This window comes from Wolbachia endosymbiont (group A) of Eristalinus aeneus, assembly GCF_964026915.1.
GTDB classification, from domain to species: domain Bacteria; phylum Pseudomonadota; class Alphaproteobacteria; order Rickettsiales; family Anaplasmataceae; genus Wolbachia; species Wolbachia pipientis.
This window is the reverse complement of record NZ_OZ034712.1, coordinates 895,433-914,949: the sequence shown is the minus strand read 5'-3', so window position 1 is coordinate 914,949 and position 19,517 is coordinate 895,433. Positions and strand designations below refer to the sequence as shown.

The window sequence follows — 19,517 nt, the reverse complement described above, 5'->3', positions numbered from 1 at the left end:
AAATGTTCAATATAGGTCTTTCAGAAATTTTAGTTGTAGCTTTAGTGAGCATAATTGTTCTTGATAAAAATAAGGTACCTGTATTTATTGATTTTATTAAGACTATATATAGGTATTTTACAATTGTAAGGTTAAAAGCCAGAAGGTTATTGAAGGATGCCGGAATTGAAGACTTATATAAAGAGTGTAATACTGAGAAAGTAAATTACATAGTTGGTAAAAATGGTAAGCTTTATCCTACTTACGATATAGATAATACACCTAAAGATAATGACAGCGAAGATTCTGGTAGTAGATGATGTACTATCTAATGTCAAGCTTTTAGAAGCTCGACTAAAAGCAGAGTACTATACGGTTATCGTAGCTCATGATGGTGAAGAAGCTATAGATTTAGTAGCAAAGCAGCAGCCTGATATTATATTACTTGATATCATGATGCCAAAGATGAATGGCTTTGAAGTTTGTAAGGAGCTAAAGAGTGATCCCTTGACAACCCATATTCCAATAATTATGGTAACTGCGCTGCATGATACTCATGATAGAGTGCAAGGTATTAATGCTGGCGCGGATGATTTTCTGACTAAACCAATAAACGAAACTGCTTTATCTGCACGAATTAAGTCTCTCACACGCTTAAAGATGATTATCGATGAATTGCGTTTGAGAGGAGAAACTAACGCTGAGATTGGTGGAGTCGCAGGAAACAGTATTATGGATTATTCCAATCAGATTTTTGATGCTAACATACTTGTTATAGATGAGGATGTTCATCAAGCAGAGCAGATATATAATATATTAAAGCAACGCTTTAGGTCAATTAAAATACTGAGTGATCCAATGGAAGCATTGAAGGTTGGTATTGAGAATGGTTACGACCTGATCATTTCTGATATGCAATTTTCAAAAACTGACGGCTTGCGTTTGTGTTCTGAGTTTCGTAGTAAGGTGGAAACACGTTATACACCAATTCTGATTCTTTCTGAGGATTATGATAAAAACAATTTAGTAAAAGCACTTGATGTAGGTGCTAATGATTATTTAACAGTACCTTTGGATGAGGGTGAGCTAATAGCAAGGGTTAATTCGCAAGTAAAACGCAAAAGATATCAAGATGCCTTGAGAATGAATTTATTTAATAATGCGGAAATGTCTATAAAGGACCCATTAACTAACTGTTATAATAGAAGATATTTTGATGCACACTTAAGAAACATTGTTAAGGACTCTGTGGAAAAGGATAGAAGGTTGTCTCTTATGATACTTGATATAGACTATTTTAAGATGGTGAACGACAGTTTTGGGCATAGTGCTGGAGATGAACTTTTAAAGCAAATACAGAGAAGAATTTCTGAAAATATTAGAGTGACAGATTTGTTAGCTAGATTTGGTGGTGAGGAATTTGTTGTTGTAATGCCAGATACCGATACATCAGATGCGTATACTATTGCGGAAAGAATACGCAAAATTATTGCTAAAAAACCTTTTATACTTGCGGATAAAAATACAACCCACGATGTAACTGTGAGCATTGGAATTGCAGAAATGCAAGAATCTGACCTTGACAATATTAAAGAATTTATAGTACGTGCCGACAAATATTTATATAAAGCAAAAAACAGTGGTAGAAATAGAGTGGTTACTGGCTATAGCTAAAGTGGCTTAAGTTTGCCGACAACCGTCATTCCGCTACTAGTTAGCGGAATCTATGCTGAGATACCGCGAATGAATCGCGGTATGACGGTTCGCGGCAGCATGACGATAAGGTTTATACCTTGTCATTCCAGTGCTTGACACTGGAATCCAGTTTTCCATATAATCTCATCGAAAACGTTGTAACCACTTTCCATGCTAGTTTGCTTGTTCACAAGCAAACTTTTCTGGATCCCAGTGTCTGGGCACTGGGATGACACCCTGACAACCGTCGTCCCGCTGCTTGTTAGCTGGATCTATGCTAAGAGATACCGTGACGGTATGACGGTTCGCGGTGGCATGACGATAAGTTCATCATCCCGCTACTTGTTAGCGGGATCTATGCTAAGAGATACCGCGAATGAATTGCGGTATGACGTAGGACTGCTAAGATTAAAGCGACAACATGAGGTTTCTCAGCTCTGGAAATTTCACGTTTAACTGCAAAAATAGATACTTATTTAAAAAATATCCTGTGACTTTCAGTCCTAACTGAAATTCTTGGAATGAGTAGCTGTTTTGTAGGTTATTATTGTATACATCATGTAATATTTGTGGAAAAGGTAGGAGTTTATCTGCATAATAATCTCCTGCTTTTTTTGACACTGCTCTACCAGTTTTTGGAGAAATAAATTGTAAATTTTCCTTAACACCTGTTACAGCGCATTTGGATAAGTCTAACTTGAATCCCAATTGCGTAAGAAGCAGAAGCTCTAAGTTAAGATAATGGCTTTGCCAAGACTGATTGTTGTGTTTAATTACATCGATGAAATATCGAAAATTGTCATACAGCATGGCACAGGGTTCACTTTCTGGAAGCACTTTTTCTAAAATAGAGGAGAAAGAAACAATAGTAATGCTTTTTAACCTATCTTGAAAGAAATGATGGAATGGAGATTCGATTAATTCGCACTTAAAAAAACCTAGATTTTCAGGTAACTTAGCACTCCATTCTGCATGTAATAGATTACTTATCTGAAACTTATAATTGCTATTGTTTGTTAGCTTAGTTAATCCCCTGCGCTTTCCATGATTTTTTGTAAACAGAGAAAGAATTAAGTTTTTATCGCCGTATTTTTTAGCAGCTATAATGATGCCTTCATCTTTCCATCTCATTTAGAGTATATTGACCGTATGATATTATAGGATAGTACACCTAGAGCTTGTAATCCATAAAAATCACTTACTCCGTTACTATAGTACTTCCCAAAGTAAATGATAAAGGTATAATAAGCTATTTGAGTTATAATGGCGTATAGTGTGGATTTAAGGGAAAGGGCAGTATCGATGATAGAAAAAGGGAAGTCAAAGGTTGAGGTGGCAGAGCTTTTGGAGATAGGAATAGCAACTCTGTACCGCTGGTTAAGAAAGAAAGCCGCTGGTGAAAGCCTAAGGCCATCGAAAAACGGCAGCTTTATTCGAAAAATAGACCCAAAAATACTCGAAGAATATGTTAAAAAGAATCCAGATCATACGCTGGCAGAGATGAAACAAAATCTTGGATTTGGAATAAATTCAATTTGGTATAGGCTGAAACAGCTAAGAATTACTTTAAAAAAAAGTTACACTATATCAAGAGCGCAATCAAGAAGATAGGCAGCGATTTACCGATAAAATCTCAAAAATAGACCATTCCAGCATCTTATATATAGATGAAGCAGGAGTTGATAATAGGTTATACCGAGAGTATGGACGTGCTCCAATAGGAAAGAAAATTTATGCAGATATTCCAGGAAGAAAACGAGAGAGAATCAGTATAATAGGCGGGTGGATTGGAAAGAGATTTATTGCACCAATGACTTTCAAAGGTGGGTGTGACAAAGAGGTATTCAATACATGGTTAGAGAAGATGTTATTACCTAAATTGCCACATGGTACTACAATAGTTATGGACAATGCCACATTCCATAAAACTCCCAAAACAAAGGAGTTAATAGATAATGCTAGATGCCGTTTGCTCTATCTACCAACATATTCACCAGATTTGAACCCTATAGAGCATTGTTGGAATACCATCAAAAGCCGCCTCAGACCTTTAATGCATAAATATACAGACTTACAACTTTTGGTTGGTAATACCATAATGGAAATTTATCATTCATTTTAGAAAATACTATAGTAACATATTTCCTTAAATCAGAGTTTGCTTTTAGTGCTTCATAAATGCTACTGTACAACTCGTTTATAGCTTGAATTTTTTTCATAATTAACCCTCGAAAGATATATAGAAACTCGTCATCCCGCTGCTTGTTAGCGGGATCTATGTTAAGAGGTTGTCCGGAAATAAGTAAAAGGCTATAATATCTGAAATTTTAGTACGGGGTAAAGATGAGAAAAAAGTATCCAACAGATCTAAGCGAAAGGGAATGGGCAAGAATAGAAAAACACTTCAGAGTATCATACAAGAAAGGAGGAAGGCCGCCAAAGTATAGCAAAAGAGAAATATTAGAAGCAATTTTCTATGTATTGCGTACAGGGTGTCAATGGCGGTATTTACCAAATGATTTTCCGCTATGGAAGACTGTGTATGAGCAGTTCAGGCAATGGAAGAAGCAGGGAATTTTTGAGAAAATGAATTATGAAATTACAAAATATAGTAGAAGAAAAATAGGAAGGAATGAGCAGCCGAGTGCCTGTATAGTAGATAGTCAATCTGTAAAGACTACAGAAAAGGGGGGATCAAAGGCTATGATGGAAGTAAAAAAGTAAAGGGTAGAAAAAGGCATATAATTACAGACACTCAGGGTTTTATACTAGGTTGTTACGTAGGCGCTGCTAACGAAAATGATAGAGATGGTATTAAAATAGCATTAAACAATATGAGAACAAAATATACTAAAGTTAAAAAAATGTGGGCTGACATGGGATACCAAGGAAGAAATTTAAAGAATCACATAAAGGAAGAATATGACATAGATATTGAAATTGTTAAAAGGCCTCCATGTAGATTTTGGGTGCACAAAGATACGCCACCTGAGCTACTACCAACAAGAGAACAAGGGTTTAAAGTACAGCCAAGAAGATGGGTTGTAGAAAGGACTTTTGCTTGGGTTAATAGGAATAGAAGGCTATCGAAGGAGTATGATTTACTCACAACATCCACTGAGAATTTCATATACCTAGCTATGAGTAGGGTTATGTTAAAGAGGGAATATGCTTGAATTTACTAGTTTCCGGACAACCTCTATCTCTGCATCGCCATTCGTAGCAGCATAATGTAAAGGAGTGTTGTTATATTCATCTACTGCATTAACCTTAGCTCCTTCACTTATTAGACGCTTTACTTTATTAGTATTACCTTTTATAACAGCAGAAAACCAATCATTATTTATACTTTGTAAATTACTCATCCCATACCTCCTGTAAAACTATATTGTTATGATAAAGTCGTTAATAATCTATGAGCTCTCACCCCCTGTAAAATTATATTATCATGATAAAGTCATTAATAACCCATGAGCTCTGGATCACGCAAATAATGGTTATTCCCTGTGTTTTTCAGTACATTTGAGCTGGCTGTACATAAGAATTGCAATTGTAGAGCATGCTATTGTTAATAGTAAATTTGGTAAAATACCATAGCGAAAAAATTTTCCTACTATATATATTCCAATAGCCCCAAACATCATATTGCAGAATGAGAGGACTGCACTACCAAGCCCTATACCTTTGATCGTTTCTAAAGCAGAAGTTACGTTATTGCTTATTATTAATGCAAGTCCGATATTGGCTGGAATCCAAGCAGTTTGAAGAATGAATATATTCAACTTGTCCGCGAAATAAAAATATACCAATAAACTATCGGATATTATCGGTAACACCAAACCTATTATTAGCATTTTGCTAACCCCTACTTTTGGTACATACCTTCTATTAATTAAAGTTCCAATTATGTAAAATATGACTATGATCGATATGAGGTAGCCAAAATACTGTACTTCAATGCCCATTGATTCAAATATGAAAGGATAGTTAGCAACGTATGCCCAAAGCCACATGAAAGTTAATCCATGAATGGCTGAAAACCCAAGGAAACGATAATTTCTAAATATTGATATATATTGCTTGAAGATATTAGTAGTTATGTTAGTTATACTGGTTTCATTTTTATTTATAGTGAGTGTTTCTTGTAACTTAAAGTAAATAAAAATAAGCATAGCAATTGCCGCGAGTGACATAATAAAAAACAAAAATTTCCAATGATAACCATGTGAAATTATATAACTGCCCACCACTGGAGCTATCCCAGGTGAGAGTGCCACAACCATATTTAATTTTGAAATTACTCTCGAGTATTCACTACCCGAGTACATATCCCTTATTGCTGCATACCCAACAACACCTGCAACACCAGCCCCTGTTCCTTGTATGAAGCGAATTAGTATCAAGAGCGCAATGCTGTCGGCTATATAACACATGACACTTGCCAAAGTAAAAATTGTCATACCAATCAGCATCATTGGACGCCTACCATAATGGTCCGATAATGGACCATAAATTAATCCAGATACCGCAAATCCAACTAGATTCAAGCTAATTGTAAGCTGCACTACACTGCCTTCTACTTTAAAATAATTGGCAATGCTTGGTAGTGCAACTGAGTATAGGTCAGTTGCCATATCGACAATTGCTACAGACAATATCATAATAAGAGAAATGATATTTTGCGAAAGAGCTGTTTTCACTTAATGATTTACTGGATTAAATATACTTAATTATAATGTATTTTTTTCATTAGTATAAGTACAATGTTACATAGTAAACGATGTCATTCGAGTAGCGGACACTGAAATCTTAAGCTAAAATCATGAAAAGCACGAATTTCAATACCTTATCTTCAATTATTCACTTTAAGCTTTAAATATTGAGCATCAATTGTTTAGGACCTTCGCCTCCGTATTGTCCAATGAATCACCGTAAGTCACTGCTTTTAGGTAAAACTTTTTTCCCCTTTGCACTTCGAAAGATATTATTGAATCATCAAGTAGAACAAATTTTTCACCTGTGGCATCTTTAGTGCCCTCTTGCCCTCTAATTAGGTTGCTAAGCTTATATTTATTTTTATCTATAAGTTCAGCACTCTGGAATTTCACTATCTCTTTTCCGATTAATGCTGAATTTGAATCGATAATTCCTCGCAGCTTACCAAAACGCAACACTACTGTAATTCCCTCATTTGTTAATTCCATTACATATCCGTAAGTAGACTGCTTATTTGTGCTTGCGATAGGCTTATAATCCTTATCGTTGTACGAAACAAAGAGTGTTGCTCCCTTCCAATTCCTTTCCTCAACAATTAAAGTAAAGCTTGCAATATTATCTTTAACATGCGGTAAATCTATCATTTCTACGATGGTTTTGCTGATATGAGAAGGAGGGTATTCCTTCAGCATAAGTGATCTTGTTGAAGGAAAAGAAAGCTTATATATAGAGTGATCATAACCAACGCCAATTGCTTGAATGGACATGCTTTCAAATTTTGTTTTTATAATTCTCACCGTATGCTTTTTCTCACCGTCTAAAATCGTTATTACATCACTTGGCACAAGCCACGCATATTTTATCGGCAGCTTGAAATTGTATATATTTCTCTCTTGCCACGAAGAATAAAGTAAAACCTCAGCTATATTTTGCGCCTCTCCCTCCTCCATAATGAGCGGTATTTCAACTGTTATAGCAGTGCCTTGCTTTGGCAACTCAGCATATTTAACATCAATTGGATAGCCAAAATTGCGGTTAAAGTAAACGATGTTAACTTTATTGTTTAAATCCAGTTGACTGATATTAGCAAGTTTTGAATTGTTACTGAAAACCGTTTCACCAATTGGCATTACAGTTGTAACTCCCCTGCCCTTTTGGACAAATTTCAGTTTAGAGTCCTGTTCAACCACATCAAAAAAATAGCAACTTTGCAGCATTTTAATAATTGAACGTACGGGTTGCTGGTCGTTTATCACATATCCAGACAATAACCCTTTGACGCCACCTGTATCAAACTGATCGCTTTTTAAACCTGCTTTTTGTAATAGATCCGATAAAACATCGGAAATATTAAGCTGTGAAAGCTTTCCCTGAATCCAATGGCCTGTCTGCCAATTATGGCAGTCAGTCCACATATTACACAAATTGGGGAAATAAGGAAATGGCCTTGCATCCCACGCCCAGAGAAACATTTTTTCTACCATTTCCGAGCTTTGCCACTTCTTTAGCGTTCCTTCAATTGCAATTTTTTGCGAAAGAAAGCTCACCTCTCCGTTTGAATATCGTGGATATTTGCTCTCTATGCTGCCTTTGTCAACAAACACATTTGGCTCATTAGTGCAGCCGTTCATACTGGGAAATCCATACTCAGTAAACCATATTTTTTTCATTTTTGGTTGCCATTTCGTTTTACTACCACCTGGATTTATGTGAGTTTCACTCCACCATTTTGCTATGTTTTTCCACGCATACCTGCTGTCGTTATACTTTACTCTTTCAGGCTCACCCTTTGAGTAATCATAGAAATAATCATACCCCACTCCACTGCTCCAACCACCCATTACATCTTCCGCGGAATAACCAAAAGGAGGCTCTGGACCATCAGTCAGTGGAAAATAAGCATCTATGCCAACAACGTCGATGTACTCTGAAGACCACAGTTCATCCATATTATACCAACCATCATATGAATGGTATTCACTCCAATCAGCAGCGTAAGTTACCGTTACTTCTTTTCCAAGCTGAAGTTTTATTCGCTTTGCAAGCTTAACTATAGTATTTTCTAAAATGAATGATAAATTTCCATTATGGTATTACCAACCAAAAGTTGTAAGTCTGTATATTTATGCATTAAAGGTCTGAGGCGGCTTTTGATGGTATTCCAACAATGCTCTATAGGGTTCAAATCTGGTGAATATGTTGGTAGATAGAGCAAACGGCATCTAGCATTATCTATTAACTCCTTTGTTTTGGGAGTTTTATGGAATGTGGCATTGTCCATAACTATTGTAGTACCATGTGGCAATTTAGGTAATAACATCTTCTCTAACCATGTATTGAATACCTCTTTGTCACACCCACCTTTGAAAGTCATTGGTGCAATAAATCTCTTTCCAATCCACCCGCCTATTATACTGATTCTCTCTCGTTTTCTTCCTGGAATATCTGCATAAATTTTCTTTCCTATTGGAGCACGTCCATACTCTCGGTATAGTACTTCCCAAAGTAAATGATAAAGGTATAATAAGCTATTTGAGTTATAATGGCGTATAGTGTGGATTTAAGGGAAAGGGCAGTATCGATGATAGAAAAAGGGAAGTCAAAGGTTGAGGTGGCAGAGCTTTTGGAGATAGGAATAGCAACTCTGTACCGCTGGTTAAGAAAGAAAGCCGCTGGTGAAAGCCTAAGGCCATCGAAAAACGGCAGCTTTATTCGAAAAATAGACCCAAAAATACTCGAAGAATATGTTAAAAAGAATCCAGATCATACGCTGGCAGAGATGAAACAAAATCTTGGATTTGGAATAAATTCAATTTGGTATAGGCTGAAACAGCTAAGAATTACTTTAAAAAAAAGTTACACTATATCAAGAGCGCAATCAAGAAGATAGGCAGCGATTTACCGATAAAATCTCAAAAATAGACCATTCCAGCATCTTATATATAGATGAAGCAGGAGTTGATAATAGGTTATACCGAGAGTATGGACGTGCTCCAATAGGAAAGAAAATTTATGCAGATATTCCAGGAAGAAAACGAGAGAGAATCAGTATAATAGGCGGGTGGATTGGAAAGAGATTTATTGCACCAATGACTTTCAAAGGTGGGTGTGACAAAGAGGTATTCAATACATGGTTAGAGAAGATGTTATTACCTAAATTGCCACATGGTACTACAATAGTTATGGACAATGCCACATTCCATAAAACTCCCAAAACAAAGGAGTTAATAGATAATGCTAGATGCCGTTTGCTCTATCTACCAACATATTCACCAGATTTGAACCCTATAGAGCATTGTTGGAATACCATCAAAAGCCGCCTCAGACCTTTAATGCATAAATATACAGACTTACAACTTTTGGTTGGTAATACCATAATGGAAATTTATCATTCATTTTAGAAAATACTATAGAGGTTGTCCGGAAACTAGTAAATTCAAGCATATTCCCTCTTTAACATAACCCTACTCATAGCTAGGTATATGAAATTCTCAGTGGATGTTGTGAGTAAATCATACTCCTTCGATAGCCTTCTATTCCTATTAACCCAAGCAAAAGTCCTTTCTACAACCCATCTTCTTGGCTGTACTTTAAACCCTTGTTCTCTTGTTGGTAGTAGCTCAGGTGGCGTATCTTTGTGCACCCAAAATCTACATGGAGGCCTTTTAACAATTTCAATATCTATGTCATATTCTTCCTTTATGTGATTCTTTAAATTTCTTCCTTGGTATCCCATGTCAGCCCACATTTTTTTAACTTTAGTATATTTTGTTCTCATATTGTTTAATGCTATTTTAATACCATCTCTATCATTTTCGTTAGCAGCGCCTACGTAACAACCTAGTATAAAACCCTGAGTGTCTGTAATTATATGCCTTTTTCTACCCTTTACTTTTTTACTTCCATCATAGCCTTTGATCCTCCCTTTTCTGTAGTCTTTACAGATTGACTATCTACTATACAGGCACTCGGCTGCTCATTCCTTCCTATTTTTCTTCTACTATATTTTGTAATTTCATAATTCATTTTCTCAAAAATTCCCTGCTTCTTCCATTGCCTGAACTGCTCATACACAGTCTTCCATAGCGGAAAATCATTTGGTAAATACCGCCATTGACACCCTGTACGCAATACATAGAAAATTGCTTCTAATATTTCTCTTTTGCTATACTTTGGCGGCCTTCCTCCTTTCTTGTATGATACTCTGAAGTGTTTTTCTATTCTTGCCCATTCCCTTTCGCTTAGATCTGTTGGATACTTTTTTCTCATCTTTACCCCGTACTAAAATTTCAGATATTATAGCCTTTTACTTATTTCCGGACAACCTCTATAACCTATTATCAACTCCTGCTTCATCTATATATAAGATGCTGGAATGGTCTATTTTTGAGATTTTATCGGTAAATCGCTGCCTATCTTCTTGATTGCGCTCTTGATATAGTGTAACTTTTTTTTAAAGTAATTCTTAGCTGTTTCAGCCTATACCAAATTGAATTTATTCCAAATCCAAGATTTTGTTTCATCTCTGCCAGCGTATGATCTGGATTCTTTTTAACATATTCTTCGAGTATTTTTGGGTCTATTTTTCGAATAAAGCTGCCGTTTTTCGATGGCCTTAGGCTTTCACCAGCGGCTTTCTTTCTTAACCAGCGGTACAGAGTTGCTATTCCTATCTCCAAAAGCTCTGCCACCTCAACCTTTGACTTCCCTTTTTCTATCATCGATACTGCCCTTTCCCTTAAATCCACACTATACGCCATTATAACTCAAATAGCTTATTATACCTTTATCATTTACTTTGGGAAGTACTATAGCTCTATAACGGCAGGGTAATTACCTTGTTCATCTCTAATTTTGGTAAGCCGCACAAGTTCAGAACCGATGATAAACCCTTCCACTTTAGTTTGTTTGGCAATGCTTGCATAATGCTCTATAAATTTGTTATATTGATTCTCAAAAAAATCACTTATATCCCCAGGAGTCGCGCTCAATTTTCCTCGCCACTCTTTGTTCTTTGTGTCAAGCAAGGGCATTGGATAGAGCATCACCTTGTAGCCTCTGCTGTGTAGCTCTTCTATATATCTTATTAGCGCTGCATCACTAACTGTGCCACCATACCTTGGGTTTCCACTCGCATCTTTTGAAATTAGCTGAGCATTATCTCTGGTTACACCCCCTACTTGCCAATCATCAGGTAATATTGCGGAATCATCTTGAAATTCAACTGCAGGATATATTTTACAATCTTTAATGTTCAGATCATTCACAAACCAATTGACTACTACCGATACCCACTCAACATTTGGTAAATCTCCCTTTAATTGATCCAAAGAAAGCACTGCATCGCTCTTTTTAGTGTGGTTGTTATGATTTACCCTTTGTGCCAGCCCATATGGGATATATTGGTTGCTGCTTATTTTCTCTTGCGCGATTTTCTTCTGTATTTTTGTATCATATACAAACTCTCCTGAGCCTGGTATTATATTGATATTCCGAATATTTTCTGCTATTGAAAATCCACTGGGTTTTAATGCAGTTCGCACTTCAAATGTAAATATCGGGACGCGATTGTTATAGTCTGCTAAAGGAAAATTCTTGATAACTATGTAAGATATTCCCCTATAAGCCGGCACATTCCCCTCTCCTTCAATTGATGACATAAATGGATCAGGATTTTGGTCTTCTCTGCCGCTGTAAAAAGTATAATCTATTTCATCAAAGCTAAGTGATGTTGTATCTGCCCAGATTCTGTTTAATTTTTCTACTTTCCCCTTGCAGATCGCAATTGCAAGCGTTGCGTAGTAATTATATGTAACGTTCATACCTCTTCCAATTTTGCTTTTGGTGGTTATCGCCTCTTCTTTTATTGGCTGTGACCAAATAATGTTCCCTGCAACACGAGCAGTGCCATAGATAATTGGAATCGTTCTGCCGTAGGTTGAGGTTTGAACTTGCAGATTTTTTAGTCTCGCACCATGCGTTACTTTTTGCTCAGCATCAAGGCTAAACATCGCACCATCAAGCTGCGCACCAAGAAGAGCACCGAGCTCTGAACCGATAATCCGGCCAATTGGCCCAAAAATGCTGCCTGCTTGACCAAAAATTGATGATAAAATTATTGTAGACATAATGATCCTCCTTTTTGTTTCTATAGCTAATGTAGGCTCTACGTCATGCCGCAGCGGATAGATCCCGCTAACAAGCAGCGGGATGACGAGCTTATCGTTATGCCGCCGCGAACCGTCATACCGCGATTCATTCGCGGTATCTCTTAGCATAGATTCCGCTAACTAGTAGCGGAATGACGAATTTGTTATTTTACAGCCACTTGGATGACAATTTGCTACTAAATAGTAGCAAATTCAATAATTTACAATAAATAATTGAAGTTTTTAATTAAGAAAAGCACATGATGTAGCTATAATTATTGTAAGCAACAATGAAAAAGTACGGAAGTGAAAAATTACCACTCTCATGGCAATCACTTCACCAGCGGCAAAGTGATACCATGCTGATTCATATATTTTCCTTTCATATCATCATATGATTTCTCGCATTCACTTTCGCCGCTTAAAAATACGAATTGGCATGCGCCTTCATTAGCGTAAATTTTCGCAGGAAGCGGAGTGGTGTTTGAGAATTCGAGTGTGACATGACCTTCCCATCCAGGTTCTAAGGGAGTAACGTTTACTATAATTCCACATCTTGCGTAAGTTGATTTACCAACACAAATGACCAGTACATTCCTTGGTATACGAAAATATTCCACTGTGCTTGCAAGTACGAAACTATTTGGTGGAATTATGCATACATCTGTTTCCTTATCTATAAAACTATTCTCAGAAAAATTTTTAGGGTCCACGATAGCTGAATTAACGTTAGTAAAAATTTTAAATTTATTATCCACTCTTGCATCGTAACCATAAGATGATAGTCCGAAAGATATAACACCTTTGCTGCTTTTGTGGTTCACAAAAGGTTCTATCATTCCAAAATTTTCAGCTTTTTCTCTTATCCATTTATCTGGCATAACTGCCATAATTGCCCCTTAAAGTTGTGTAATACTTACAATAATATAAAATAAAATTTAAATGTAAACTGTAGCTTTTGTCATGCAATTAAAGCTTTTCAGTTTGATTTTTTGTTACAATAATTAGATTTATGTTCTTAACTAAAAATAATGCTTAGAAACTTTCTCCTGATTTTTGTATTCGTATTATTCATGCCGCTGTCAAATGCTGATGCCAGGAAATACATCAGAATTGTTGGGTCTTCAACTGTTTTTCCTTTTATCTCATTTATAGCCGAGGAGTTCAATCGTGTATTCTCCTTTAAGACTCCAGTTGTGGAATCGATAGGAAGTGGATCAGGATTCAAAATGTTTTGCTCAGGAATAGGGGAAGACACTCCAGACATCACCACTTCATCTCGCCCTATGAAGGAAGTAGAAAGAGAACTATGTAAAAGAAATAAAATTAATGAAGTGATAGAGATCATCATTGGCTATGATGGAATTGTCATTGCAAATTCAAATCAAAGCCATAGATTTGATTTCACAAAGAAGGACTTATTTGAAACTTTATCTGTATATTCTCAAGAAAATGATAAATTAGTAAAAAATAATAAGAAGTTTTGGTCTGATGTAAATCAAGCCTTACCAAAAACAGAAATTGAAATTTATGGTCCACATCAAAATACAGGCACATACGAAACTTTGGTTAATTCTATTATGCTTGATCAATATTCATGTATGAACTCGAAAATTTTTAAAGAGAATTATAAAGATCAGGAAGAAAGAAAGAAAGCATGTGGTAATATAAGGGATGATGGAAGGTATATAGAAGTTGGAATTAATGAAAATATAATAATACAAAAATTGAAAAGTAACAAGAACGCCTTAGGGATATTTAGTTTCAGCTTTTTAATGAGGAATCAAGATAAAATACAAGGGAGCACAATTGCAGGAATTGAGCCAACTTACGAAAATATATCATCGGGAAAATATATATTAGCAAGACCTCTATACCTTTACATAAAGAGGGAACACTTGGATACTGTTGATGGATTAAGAGAATTCGTAAAAGAAATTATAGATTCAATCGGTATTGAAGGTGGGTACCTATCTAGGCTTGGTCTAATTCCACTTTCAAGTGAAGATATAAAGAAAGCTTCAGCAAAAGTTTATGATATAACGTGACGGCAACACTTCTTTTATATTCTTTGTTCTAGCGTAGTCAGACCCAGCACGGCGCGCTGGGATGACATTATTAACGTTATGCTTTTTGTTGTTGTGTAAACGTTTTTTCTACACTTGGATCTTCTAAAACCTTAGCAATACCAGCACCCATTAATATAACTGCTGCCAAAACTGTTAAAGCCAGTGCAACTACAGGATACGCTAGCATATAGGCTGCAACAGCACCAGCTACGCATAGTCCAGTAACGCCTAGAGCGATCTTCCCTTTGTGTTCACTCCAGAAGTTTGTATCGTTTTTTTCTGGGGTTTTGTTGTCTGCAGTTGGTGCAGAGTTTACGGTGTTTTGATCTAGATCAGTGTCATCTATAAAGTTAAGATCATCATTCTCAGACGGATCCTGATTGATTTCTTGTGAAAATCGAGTCGCATACTCTTTATCCCATGCTATCTGATCATCAGTCTTGGCATTATCTAGTTCATTTTTACTAAGTTTTTCCTCAAATTCTTGAATCAAATCTTGAAAGCATTGCTCACCTACTCCAGGTATTTTAGCAAAACGTTTTTGTGCACATGTAAGTTTATCCATTACATAGTTATTTTCATTGGGCTCGAACCCAAGGAGCCCTGGAGAAGCAGCATCAAACATTAATTTAAAGCTTTCTTTTATCTTTTCCACATCTTCTTGGTTCAATTCTCTATCATAGTTAACCAGCAGAGGATAAACTAAAAGGGCATCTACGCTTCCATCATCCCAATATACACATCGCTCTAAAACCCTTGCTGCATCTGCACCACAATTCTCTAATACTGCTTTAACTCGATTAACATCAAGGTCTTCTATTGCTTCTTGTAAGTTGGAATCAAGACCCATTACCCTCTTGTGCTCTTCCATTTCTTGAATAACTTCTCCAAGAACAAATCCGTTATTAGAATCGTTGGTCCTTCCTTGCCCTTGCAGGTCTCTAAGCATATTTATTGTGCTAACACTACCACCTTCTGCTGAATCGTATTCTGCACTACACAAAAAATCACGAGTTCTTTGATCAGCTTTCTGCCAAATTAGTTCAATGATCTCTATAGCTTTCTCTTGATCTTGAATGTTATAAGAGTCAATAGCAACCCTTAAAACGGTATTTCTGAGTTCATTAGAAATCCACTCAAGTCTCAAAATTTTTTGTATATTACTATCTTCACTATCTTTGAACATGTTCTGGACTTCTAGAAGATTGCCACACAAGATTGCTTGTATTAATGAGTTTTGAATGTTTGTTTGTATATCAGTTAATTCAACCATATCTTACCTCTAATTTTAACATTTCAGGTGTTATTACAATTTTTGAAATGTCAAACATATCTGTATTTTTATCTAGTTATATTCAATTATATTCGAAAATATCCTATTAGCAAAGAATACTTGTGAGACACACACTAAAGAATGAATTTTGGTAGGCATAAAAGCAGCTATTTTATGTTAAAATACAACATTTTGATGAAATTATAAGAAAGGCTGGATCCGAGTAGTCAGCTACCCGTCAGTGCATGTTGAAAAATCATTTTATGATCTAAATCAGTTTTTTTACAGGTAACTTCTAAGCTTATCAATTTTTCCAAGATCTTCTTAAGTTCTGAAAGTTGCAAACTTTTCAAATGAGATTTAAAACTCTGCAATTGTTTAAAAAACAATGGAGGGCTTAGCTGATCAATCGCAGCCTGCTCACTCATTCCACCTTGCACTGACAGCAAAACGTTTTCAAGGCGTAGGAAATAATTTGATATAATGCGAATTAGTGCTATCGGTGAAAAATTTTCTTGCGATATCAATGCATCAGAAATTCTAATGAAACGCGACATATCTTTACTTGCTATGGCAGAGCATAGATCATCAAGTGTAGCATAGTCGTTGCCGGAAGTTGAAAAGCATAATTCTATATCAGTAAGTTTTAGGTCTTTTCTCTCCCCTAAGTATAAAACTAACTTCTCAAGTTCTGAACATATAGGCAGCTTGCTATGATTAAAGTAAGATTGCAAATGGTAGATTATCTCATTTGTGCATTTTATATCATTTTGTTTTAAGTAACTTGATATAATATCATAAAGATTGCTGTTGCTGTCTTTATAGCAAGCAATCACACCAAAAATTTTTGAACTCTCCATATAACTTTTAGTCGCAGAATTATATGGAAGATCATTTGCTACCATCATTACATAATGACCACTTGCGTTATAATCCAATACATTTTTTAACTCCTTGGATATACCTCCACTCACATTTATCAGCTTAATTAATTTTTTGCTGGTAAACATCGAAACGTTTGCCAATTCAGAAAACAGTAAACTGGGTGACTTATTCACTATTGCAAAATCCATCACCTGAACTGAATACTCACCCAAATTAGCAATTATTTCTTGTACATAAAAATCAACCCTACTGTTATCACTTCCATGAATTAACACACCACGTAAAGCATCAGGTTTCTCTAGGAATCTTTTAACTTTGGATGGTGTAACCCTCATGCCACCTATATGATATCATTCTCATTTGATTGTACATGAGTGTCCAAAGACTCTGAGCTTTCTTGTACAATATCATCTGCCGTACTCTGCACATTATCCGACTCTTCTGTTTTTCCTGTAATATAATTATAAAATTTTTTCACAGGTTGAGATATATATTTGGAAAAAAATCCTTCTTCGCTCATATTGCTTACTCCATAAAATTAACAACTTATCATTAGCATATAAATAATAGTATAGCAAAAACTATTTTGTGCTAAAATAGTGATATTTTATAATGAGTATATTACAAAATTATTAACATTCGAGATCAAAATTAAGCCAACCTGCTTAATACTAGCCTTATAAAATAAGCGATAATTAAATATACCGCTGCAACAAGTATAATTGCAGGTCCAGTTAACAAATCAAAACTTGCAGATAACATGAGACCTGATATCCCAGAGATCACAGAAAAAACTGTTGCAACAATAATCATCTGCATTGGAGTTTTCGAAATGAGCCTTGCAGATGCTGCTGGTATTAGCAAAAATGCAGCAATGAGTAATATTCCTATTAGTTGGGCAGCAATTGCTATAAATATAGCAAGAGTGATTAAAAATTCTAGTCTAACAAAGGTAACATTAATTTTTTCAACTACTGCTAAATCTTGATTAATTGAAATCATTAACCAATAACGCCATCTAAATATTAATATCAAAGTAACTACTGCAGAGGTTAAAAAAATCAATACTATATCACTTTGATCGAGCGTTAATATATCACCAAACAGTGAGCTAATAATACTATTATTGCCAGATGGAAGAAAAGACATAAGTATTAAACTCGATGATAAAACTACATTGGTAACAATGTTCAATATCGTATCAGCAGAATATAATCTGTTAAAATTAAGAGAAAGTAGTATAGCAAATGTAATTGCAATGAGCATTATGCTAAGCGATGGGCTAATCTTAAAGATTAAAGCAAGTGCAACACCAAGCAACGAAGAATGGGACAAACTATCACCAAGATAAGATAACCTTTGCCATATCATAAACGATCCTAAAGCGCCTGTTACTAGGCTAATTACAACTACTGCAACTAGACTATTGATGAAAAAGTCCTGGGTAAACATTTCAAACATGCTATATGGCTATTAGATAACTGACAACAAATCTATCTTCGGATATTAAAACGTTATGGGTTCTGCATGCTGCACCGGTTGTCATAAATTCAAAATTTAAACCTTTTTGTTCCATAAGATAGGACTTCACTGAAGAACTTGGTATATTGCGTGTTTTACCAGTACCTATTATCAAAATTTCTATTTCCTCTGTTAAAAAAGATTTAAAATGTTCCTTGCTATTTATATCACTTTCTTTCAATTTAATCACCTTTTCAGGAAAAATTATAATTGAGCCGCAATATTCTCTATTATTCACCAAAAATTTTCCTTCCCTGTAACCATTTATAAGATTTTTATTCTCGGAAATTAAGGGCATAAGTCAAACTATTAATTGAGTGTCACATACCCACCATTCTGGTTGCTTTTTTCCGATATTAACTGCAGCAGCTTTTGCATTTTCCTCACTATCGAATATTCCAAAACATGATACACCACTGCCTGACATGCGAGAAAGTATAGAGCCTTCTTGTGACTCAAGTGTTGATATCACATCCTTAATTTCAGGTACAAAGCTTATTGCTATTTCTTGAAGATCGTTTCTCGTCTCTTTAAGAAGCTTCAACAAATCCTTTTCAGCGTCATCGCTCCATTTAATTGGCTCAGAAAATTTTCCTTCATGTTTGGAAAATACCTCTGGTGTACTCAAAAACCTTTTTTTCGGTTTCACAAGCACCACATTTGTAGGTAAAGAGAATTTTTTAATGTGGCATAATTCTTCGCCAATACCTCTAACAAAAACTGGCTTGCTATCTACGCTTGCGGGAACATCAGCACCAACGTTTAAGGCTATTTCATTTAAAATCGTCCTATCAATCTCCCACAGCTTCCCTAGCGTACGTACCACAGCTCCAGCATCTGAGGATCCGCTACCAAGTCCTGCAGCAATTGATATGTTTTTTACAACCTTTACAGTGACTTTAGTGCGTACAGGAGCATGCCTAAGCAGCAGATTAACCGCTTTCATTACAGTGTTATATTGGTTATTTATTTTAGACTCGGAGTTTATAAATTCAACTGTAGAGTTATCGTATCTAGAATCCTTCTCACCTACTTTTATTTCCAAAAAATTAGAGAGATTAGCAAAGACAAATAAACCTTCAATCAAGTGATACCCTGTTTCTTTTTTGTCTACAACATGCAAAAAAAGATTGATTTTTGCAGGCGCCTTTACACAAAAACTTTTCATTATATATCTTCACTAACACTATTTTTACATTATATGTATAATGCTATTCTAGTCAACTTTTA

General features: G+C 35.6%; 21 protein-coding genes and 3 pseudogenes. 8 read left to right on the top strand and 16 right to left on the bottom strand.

Annotated features, from left to right (window positions below; all coding sequences use genetic code 11):
• The first annotated feature begins 2 nt into the window (after positions 1 to 2).
• Together AAGD62_RS04605 and AAGD62_RS04600 are read left to right on the top strand one after the other, a co-directional pair.
• Positions 3 to 299, top strand: coding sequence for a hypothetical protein (locus AAGD62_RS04605; RefSeq protein ID WP_341812694.1), 297 nt, complete (start codon positions 3 to 5; stop codon positions 297 to 299).
• Positions 271 to 1,653, top strand: a complete 1,383-nt coding sequence (locus AAGD62_RS04600; protein ID WP_155969010.1) for a PleD family two-component system response regulator — start codon at positions 271 to 273, stop codon at positions 1,651 to 1,653. The genes AAGD62_RS04605 and AAGD62_RS04600 overlap by 29 nt, the downstream gene beginning before the upstream one ends.
• Positions 1,654 to 2,082: 429 nt before the next feature.
• Here AAGD62_RS04600 and recO read toward each other — a convergent pair whose 3' ends face one another.
• A complete protein-coding gene (gene recO / locus AAGD62_RS04595) occupies positions 2,083 to 2,805 on the bottom strand; it encodes a DNA repair protein RecO (protein ID WP_155969012.1) in 723 nt (240 codons plus the stop codon).
• A gap of 132 nt (positions 2,806 to 2,937) precedes the next feature.
• Here recO and AAGD62_RS04590 point away from each other — a divergent pair, with 132 nt between their 5' ends.
• Both AAGD62_RS04590 and AAGD62_RS04585 read left to right on the top strand, forming a co-directional pair.
• The gene (locus AAGD62_RS04590) at positions 2,938 to 3,285 is read left to right on the top strand and encodes an IS630 transposase-related protein (RefSeq protein ID WP_155968342.1); all 348 of its coding nucleotides are present in this window, start codon (positions 2,938 to 2,940) and stop codon (positions 3,283 to 3,285) included.
• A gap of 19 nt (positions 3,286 to 3,304) precedes the next feature.
• A complete protein-coding gene (locus AAGD62_RS04585; protein ID WP_155968340.1) occupies positions 3,305 to 3,796 on the top strand; it encodes an IS630 family transposase in 492 nt (163 codons plus the stop codon).
• Positions 3,797 to 3,802: 6 nt separating this feature from the next.
• On the opposite strand, the pseudogene AAGD62_RS06890 reads toward AAGD62_RS04585, so the two are convergent.
• A pseudogene (locus AAGD62_RS06890) lies at positions 3,803 to 3,893 on the bottom strand (DUF3168 domain-containing protein); the annotation flags it as partial.
• Positions 3,894 to 4,017: 124 nt separating this feature from the next.
• On the opposite strand from AAGD62_RS06890, the gene AAGD62_RS04580 reads away from it, so the two are divergent.
• A protein-coding gene (locus AAGD62_RS04580) for an IS5-like element ISWpi1 family transposase (protein WP_094189578.1) occupies positions 4,018 to 4,850 on the top strand; the annotation gives its coding sequence in 2 pieces (ribosomal slippage) (positions 4,018 to 4,387 and positions 4,387 to 4,850; 834 coding nt in all).
• On the opposite strand, the gene AAGD62_RS04575 is transcribed toward AAGD62_RS04580, so the two are convergent.
• The 4 genes and pseudogenes from AAGD62_RS04575 to AAGD62_RS04560 form a co-directional block, all read right to left on the bottom strand.
• Positions 4,830 to 5,039 (bottom strand): ankyrin repeat domain-containing protein, encoded by a 210-nt coding sequence (locus AAGD62_RS04575; RefSeq protein WP_341812693.1) that lies wholly within the window; start codon positions 5,037 to 5,039, stop codon positions 4,830 to 4,832. The two genes, AAGD62_RS04580 and AAGD62_RS04575, sit on opposite strands and share 21 nt — an antisense overlap.
• 132 nt (positions 5,040 to 5,171) lie before the next feature.
• Positions 5,172 to 6,335, bottom strand: coding sequence for a multidrug effflux MFS transporter (locus AAGD62_RS04570; protein ID WP_155969578.1), 1,164 nt, complete (start codon positions 6,333 to 6,335; stop codon positions 5,172 to 5,174).
• A 225-nt stretch (positions 6,336 to 6,560) separates the two neighbouring features.
• A pseudogene (locus tag AAGD62_RS04565) lies at positions 6,561 to 8,444 on the bottom strand (glycoside hydrolase TIM-barrel-like domain-containing protein); the annotation flags it as partial.
• An 8-nt stretch (positions 8,445 to 8,452) separates the two neighbouring features.
• Positions 8,453 to 8,833, bottom strand: a complete 381-nt coding sequence (locus tag AAGD62_RS04560) for a transposase (protein WP_341812781.1) — start codon at positions 8,831 to 8,833, stop codon at positions 8,453 to 8,455.
• Between the two features lie 99 nt (positions 8,834 to 8,932).
• Here AAGD62_RS04560 and AAGD62_RS04555 point away from each other — a divergent pair, with 99 nt between their 5' ends.
• Both AAGD62_RS04555 and AAGD62_RS04550 read left to right on the top strand, forming a co-directional pair.
• Complete coding sequence (locus AAGD62_RS04555; protein WP_155968342.1) at positions 8,933 to 9,280, top strand: IS630 transposase-related protein; 348 nt, start codon at positions 8,933 to 8,935, stop codon at positions 9,278 to 9,280.
• A gap of 19 nt (positions 9,281 to 9,299) precedes the next feature.
• Positions 9,300 to 9,791 (top strand): IS630 family transposase, encoded by a 492-nt coding sequence (locus tag AAGD62_RS04550; protein ID WP_155968340.1) that lies wholly within the window; start codon positions 9,300 to 9,302, stop codon positions 9,789 to 9,791.
• A 35-nt stretch (positions 9,792 to 9,826) separates the two neighbouring features.
• Here the strand turns inward: AAGD62_RS04550 and AAGD62_RS04545 are convergent.
• The 4 genes and pseudogenes from AAGD62_RS04545 to dcd form a co-directional block, all read right to left on the bottom strand.
• Positions 9,827 to 10,659, bottom strand: a pseudogene (locus AAGD62_RS04545) (IS5 family transposase).
• Between the two features lie 143 nt (positions 10,660 to 10,802).
• On the bottom strand, positions 10,803 to 11,150 hold the full coding sequence (locus AAGD62_RS04540; RefSeq protein WP_155968342.1) for an IS630 transposase-related protein: 348 nt from the start codon (positions 11,148 to 11,150) through the stop codon (positions 10,803 to 10,805).
• A 48-nt stretch (positions 11,151 to 11,198) separates the two neighbouring features.
• Complete coding sequence (locus AAGD62_RS04535; RefSeq protein WP_231115900.1) at positions 11,199 to 12,518, bottom strand: glycoside hydrolase family 113; 1,320 nt, start codon at positions 12,516 to 12,518, stop codon at positions 11,199 to 11,201.
• A 353-nt stretch (positions 12,519 to 12,871) separates the two neighbouring features.
• Positions 12,872 to 13,429 (bottom strand): dCTP deaminase, encoded by a 558-nt coding sequence (gene dcd / locus AAGD62_RS04530; RefSeq protein WP_006280485.1) that lies wholly within the window; start codon positions 13,427 to 13,429, stop codon positions 12,872 to 12,874.
• 141 nt (positions 13,430 to 13,570) lie between these two features.
• Here dcd and AAGD62_RS04525 point away from each other — a divergent pair, with 141 nt between their 5' ends.
• Positions 13,571 to 14,587: a substrate-binding domain-containing protein gene (locus AAGD62_RS04525; RefSeq protein WP_155968901.1), complete on the top strand. Its 1,017-nt coding sequence runs from the start codon at positions 13,571 to 13,573 to the stop codon at positions 14,585 to 14,587.
• A 76-nt stretch (positions 14,588 to 14,663) separates the two neighbouring features.
• Here AAGD62_RS04525 and AAGD62_RS04520 read toward each other — a convergent pair whose 3' ends face one another.
• From AAGD62_RS04520 to AAGD62_RS04495, 6 genes are all read right to left on the bottom strand, one after another.
• Positions 14,664 to 15,881 carry a hypothetical protein gene (locus AAGD62_RS04520; protein ID WP_155968902.1) on the bottom strand — a complete coding sequence of 406 codons (1,218 nt, stop codon included), beginning with the start codon at positions 15,879 to 15,881 and terminating at the stop codon, positions 14,664 to 14,666.
• Between the two features lie 227 nt (positions 15,882 to 16,108).
• The gene (gene holA / locus AAGD62_RS04515) at positions 16,109 to 17,101 is read right to left on the bottom strand and encodes a DNA polymerase III subunit delta (protein ID WP_155968360.1); all 993 of its coding nucleotides are present in this window, start codon (positions 17,099 to 17,101) and stop codon (positions 16,109 to 16,111) included.
• A 5-nt stretch (positions 17,102 to 17,106) separates the two neighbouring features.
• On the bottom strand, positions 17,107 to 17,286 hold the full coding sequence (locus AAGD62_RS04510; protein WP_007548716.1) for a hypothetical protein: 180 nt from the start codon (positions 17,284 to 17,286) through the stop codon (positions 17,107 to 17,109).
• A 131-nt stretch (positions 17,287 to 17,417) separates the two neighbouring features.
• Entirely contained in the window at positions 17,418 to 18,227 is an 810-nt protein-coding gene (locus tag AAGD62_RS04505) for a metal ABC transporter permease (protein ID WP_049973644.1), read from the bottom strand.
• Between the two features lies 1 nt (position 18,228).
• Positions 18,229 to 18,585 (bottom strand): Mth938-like domain-containing protein, encoded by a 357-nt coding sequence (locus AAGD62_RS04500; RefSeq protein ID WP_155968358.1) that lies wholly within the window; start codon positions 18,583 to 18,585, stop codon positions 18,229 to 18,231.
• 3 nt (positions 18,586 to 18,588) lie between these two features.
• On the bottom strand, positions 18,589 to 19,455 hold the full coding sequence (locus AAGD62_RS04495; RefSeq protein ID WP_155968356.1) for a 4-(cytidine 5'-diphospho)-2-C-methyl-D-erythritol kinase: 867 nt from the start codon (positions 19,453 to 19,455) through the stop codon (positions 18,589 to 18,591).
• Between the last annotated feature and the right edge of the window lie 62 nt (positions 19,456 to 19,517).

Excerpts from the sequence above, each read along its gene's own strand:
- AAGD62_RS04605 (WP_341812694.1), top strand. The coding sequence starts at position 3 with ATGTTCAATATAGGTCTTTCAGAAATTTTAGTTGTAGCTTTAGTGAGC.
- AAGD62_RS04600 (WP_155969010.1), top strand. The coding sequence starts at position 271 with ATGACAGCGAAGATTCTGGTAGTAGATGATGTACTATCTAATGTCAAG.
- recO (WP_155969012.1), bottom strand. The coding sequence starts at position 2,805 with ATGAGATGGAAAGATGAAGGCATCATTATAGCTGCTAAAAAATACGGC.
- AAGD62_RS04590 (WP_155968342.1), top strand. The coding sequence starts at position 2,938 with ATGGCGTATAGTGTGGATTTAAGGGAAAGGGCAGTATCGATGATAGAA.
- AAGD62_RS04575 (WP_341812693.1), bottom strand. The coding sequence starts at position 5,039 with ATGAGTAATTTACAAAGTATAAATAATGATTGGTTTTCTGCTGTTATA.
- AAGD62_RS04570 (WP_155969578.1), bottom strand. The coding sequence starts at position 6,335 with ATGATATTGTCTGTAGCAATTGTCGATATGGCAACTGACCTATACTCA.
- AAGD62_RS04555 (WP_155968342.1), top strand. The coding sequence starts at position 8,933 with ATGGCGTATAGTGTGGATTTAAGGGAAAGGGCAGTATCGATGATAGAA.
- AAGD62_RS04540 (WP_155968342.1), bottom strand. The coding sequence starts at position 11,150 with ATGGCGTATAGTGTGGATTTAAGGGAAAGGGCAGTATCGATGATAGAA.
- AAGD62_RS04535 (WP_231115900.1), bottom strand. The coding sequence starts at position 12,518 with ATGTCTACAATAATTTTATCATCAATTTTTGGTCAAGCAGGCAGCATT.
- dcd (WP_006280485.1), bottom strand. The coding sequence starts at position 13,429 with ATGGCAGTTATGCCAGATAAATGGATAAGAGAAAAAGCTGAAAATTTT.
- AAGD62_RS04525 (WP_155968901.1), top strand. The coding sequence starts at position 13,571 with ATGCTTAGAAACTTTCTCCTGATTTTTGTATTCGTATTATTCATGCCG.
- AAGD62_RS04520 (WP_155968902.1), bottom strand. The coding sequence starts at position 15,881 with ATGGTTGAATTAACTGATATACAAACAAACATTCAAAACTCATTAATA.
- holA (WP_155968360.1), bottom strand. The coding sequence starts at position 17,101 with ATGAGGGTTACACCATCCAAAGTTAAAAGATTCCTAGAGAAACCTGAT.
- AAGD62_RS04510 (WP_007548716.1), bottom strand. The coding sequence starts at position 17,286 with ATGAGCGAAGAAGGATTTTTTTCCAAATATATATCTCAACCTGTGAAA.
- AAGD62_RS04505 (WP_049973644.1), bottom strand. The coding sequence starts at position 18,227 with ATGTTTGAAATGTTTACCCAGGACTTTTTCATCAATAGTCTAGTTGCA.
- AAGD62_RS04500 (WP_155968358.1), bottom strand. The coding sequence starts at position 18,585 with ATGCCCTTAATTTCCGAGAATAAAAATCTTATAAATGGTTACAGGGAA.
- AAGD62_RS04495 (WP_155968356.1), bottom strand. The coding sequence starts at position 19,455 with ATGAAAAGTTTTTGTGTAAAGGCGCCTGCAAAAATCAATCTTTTTTTG.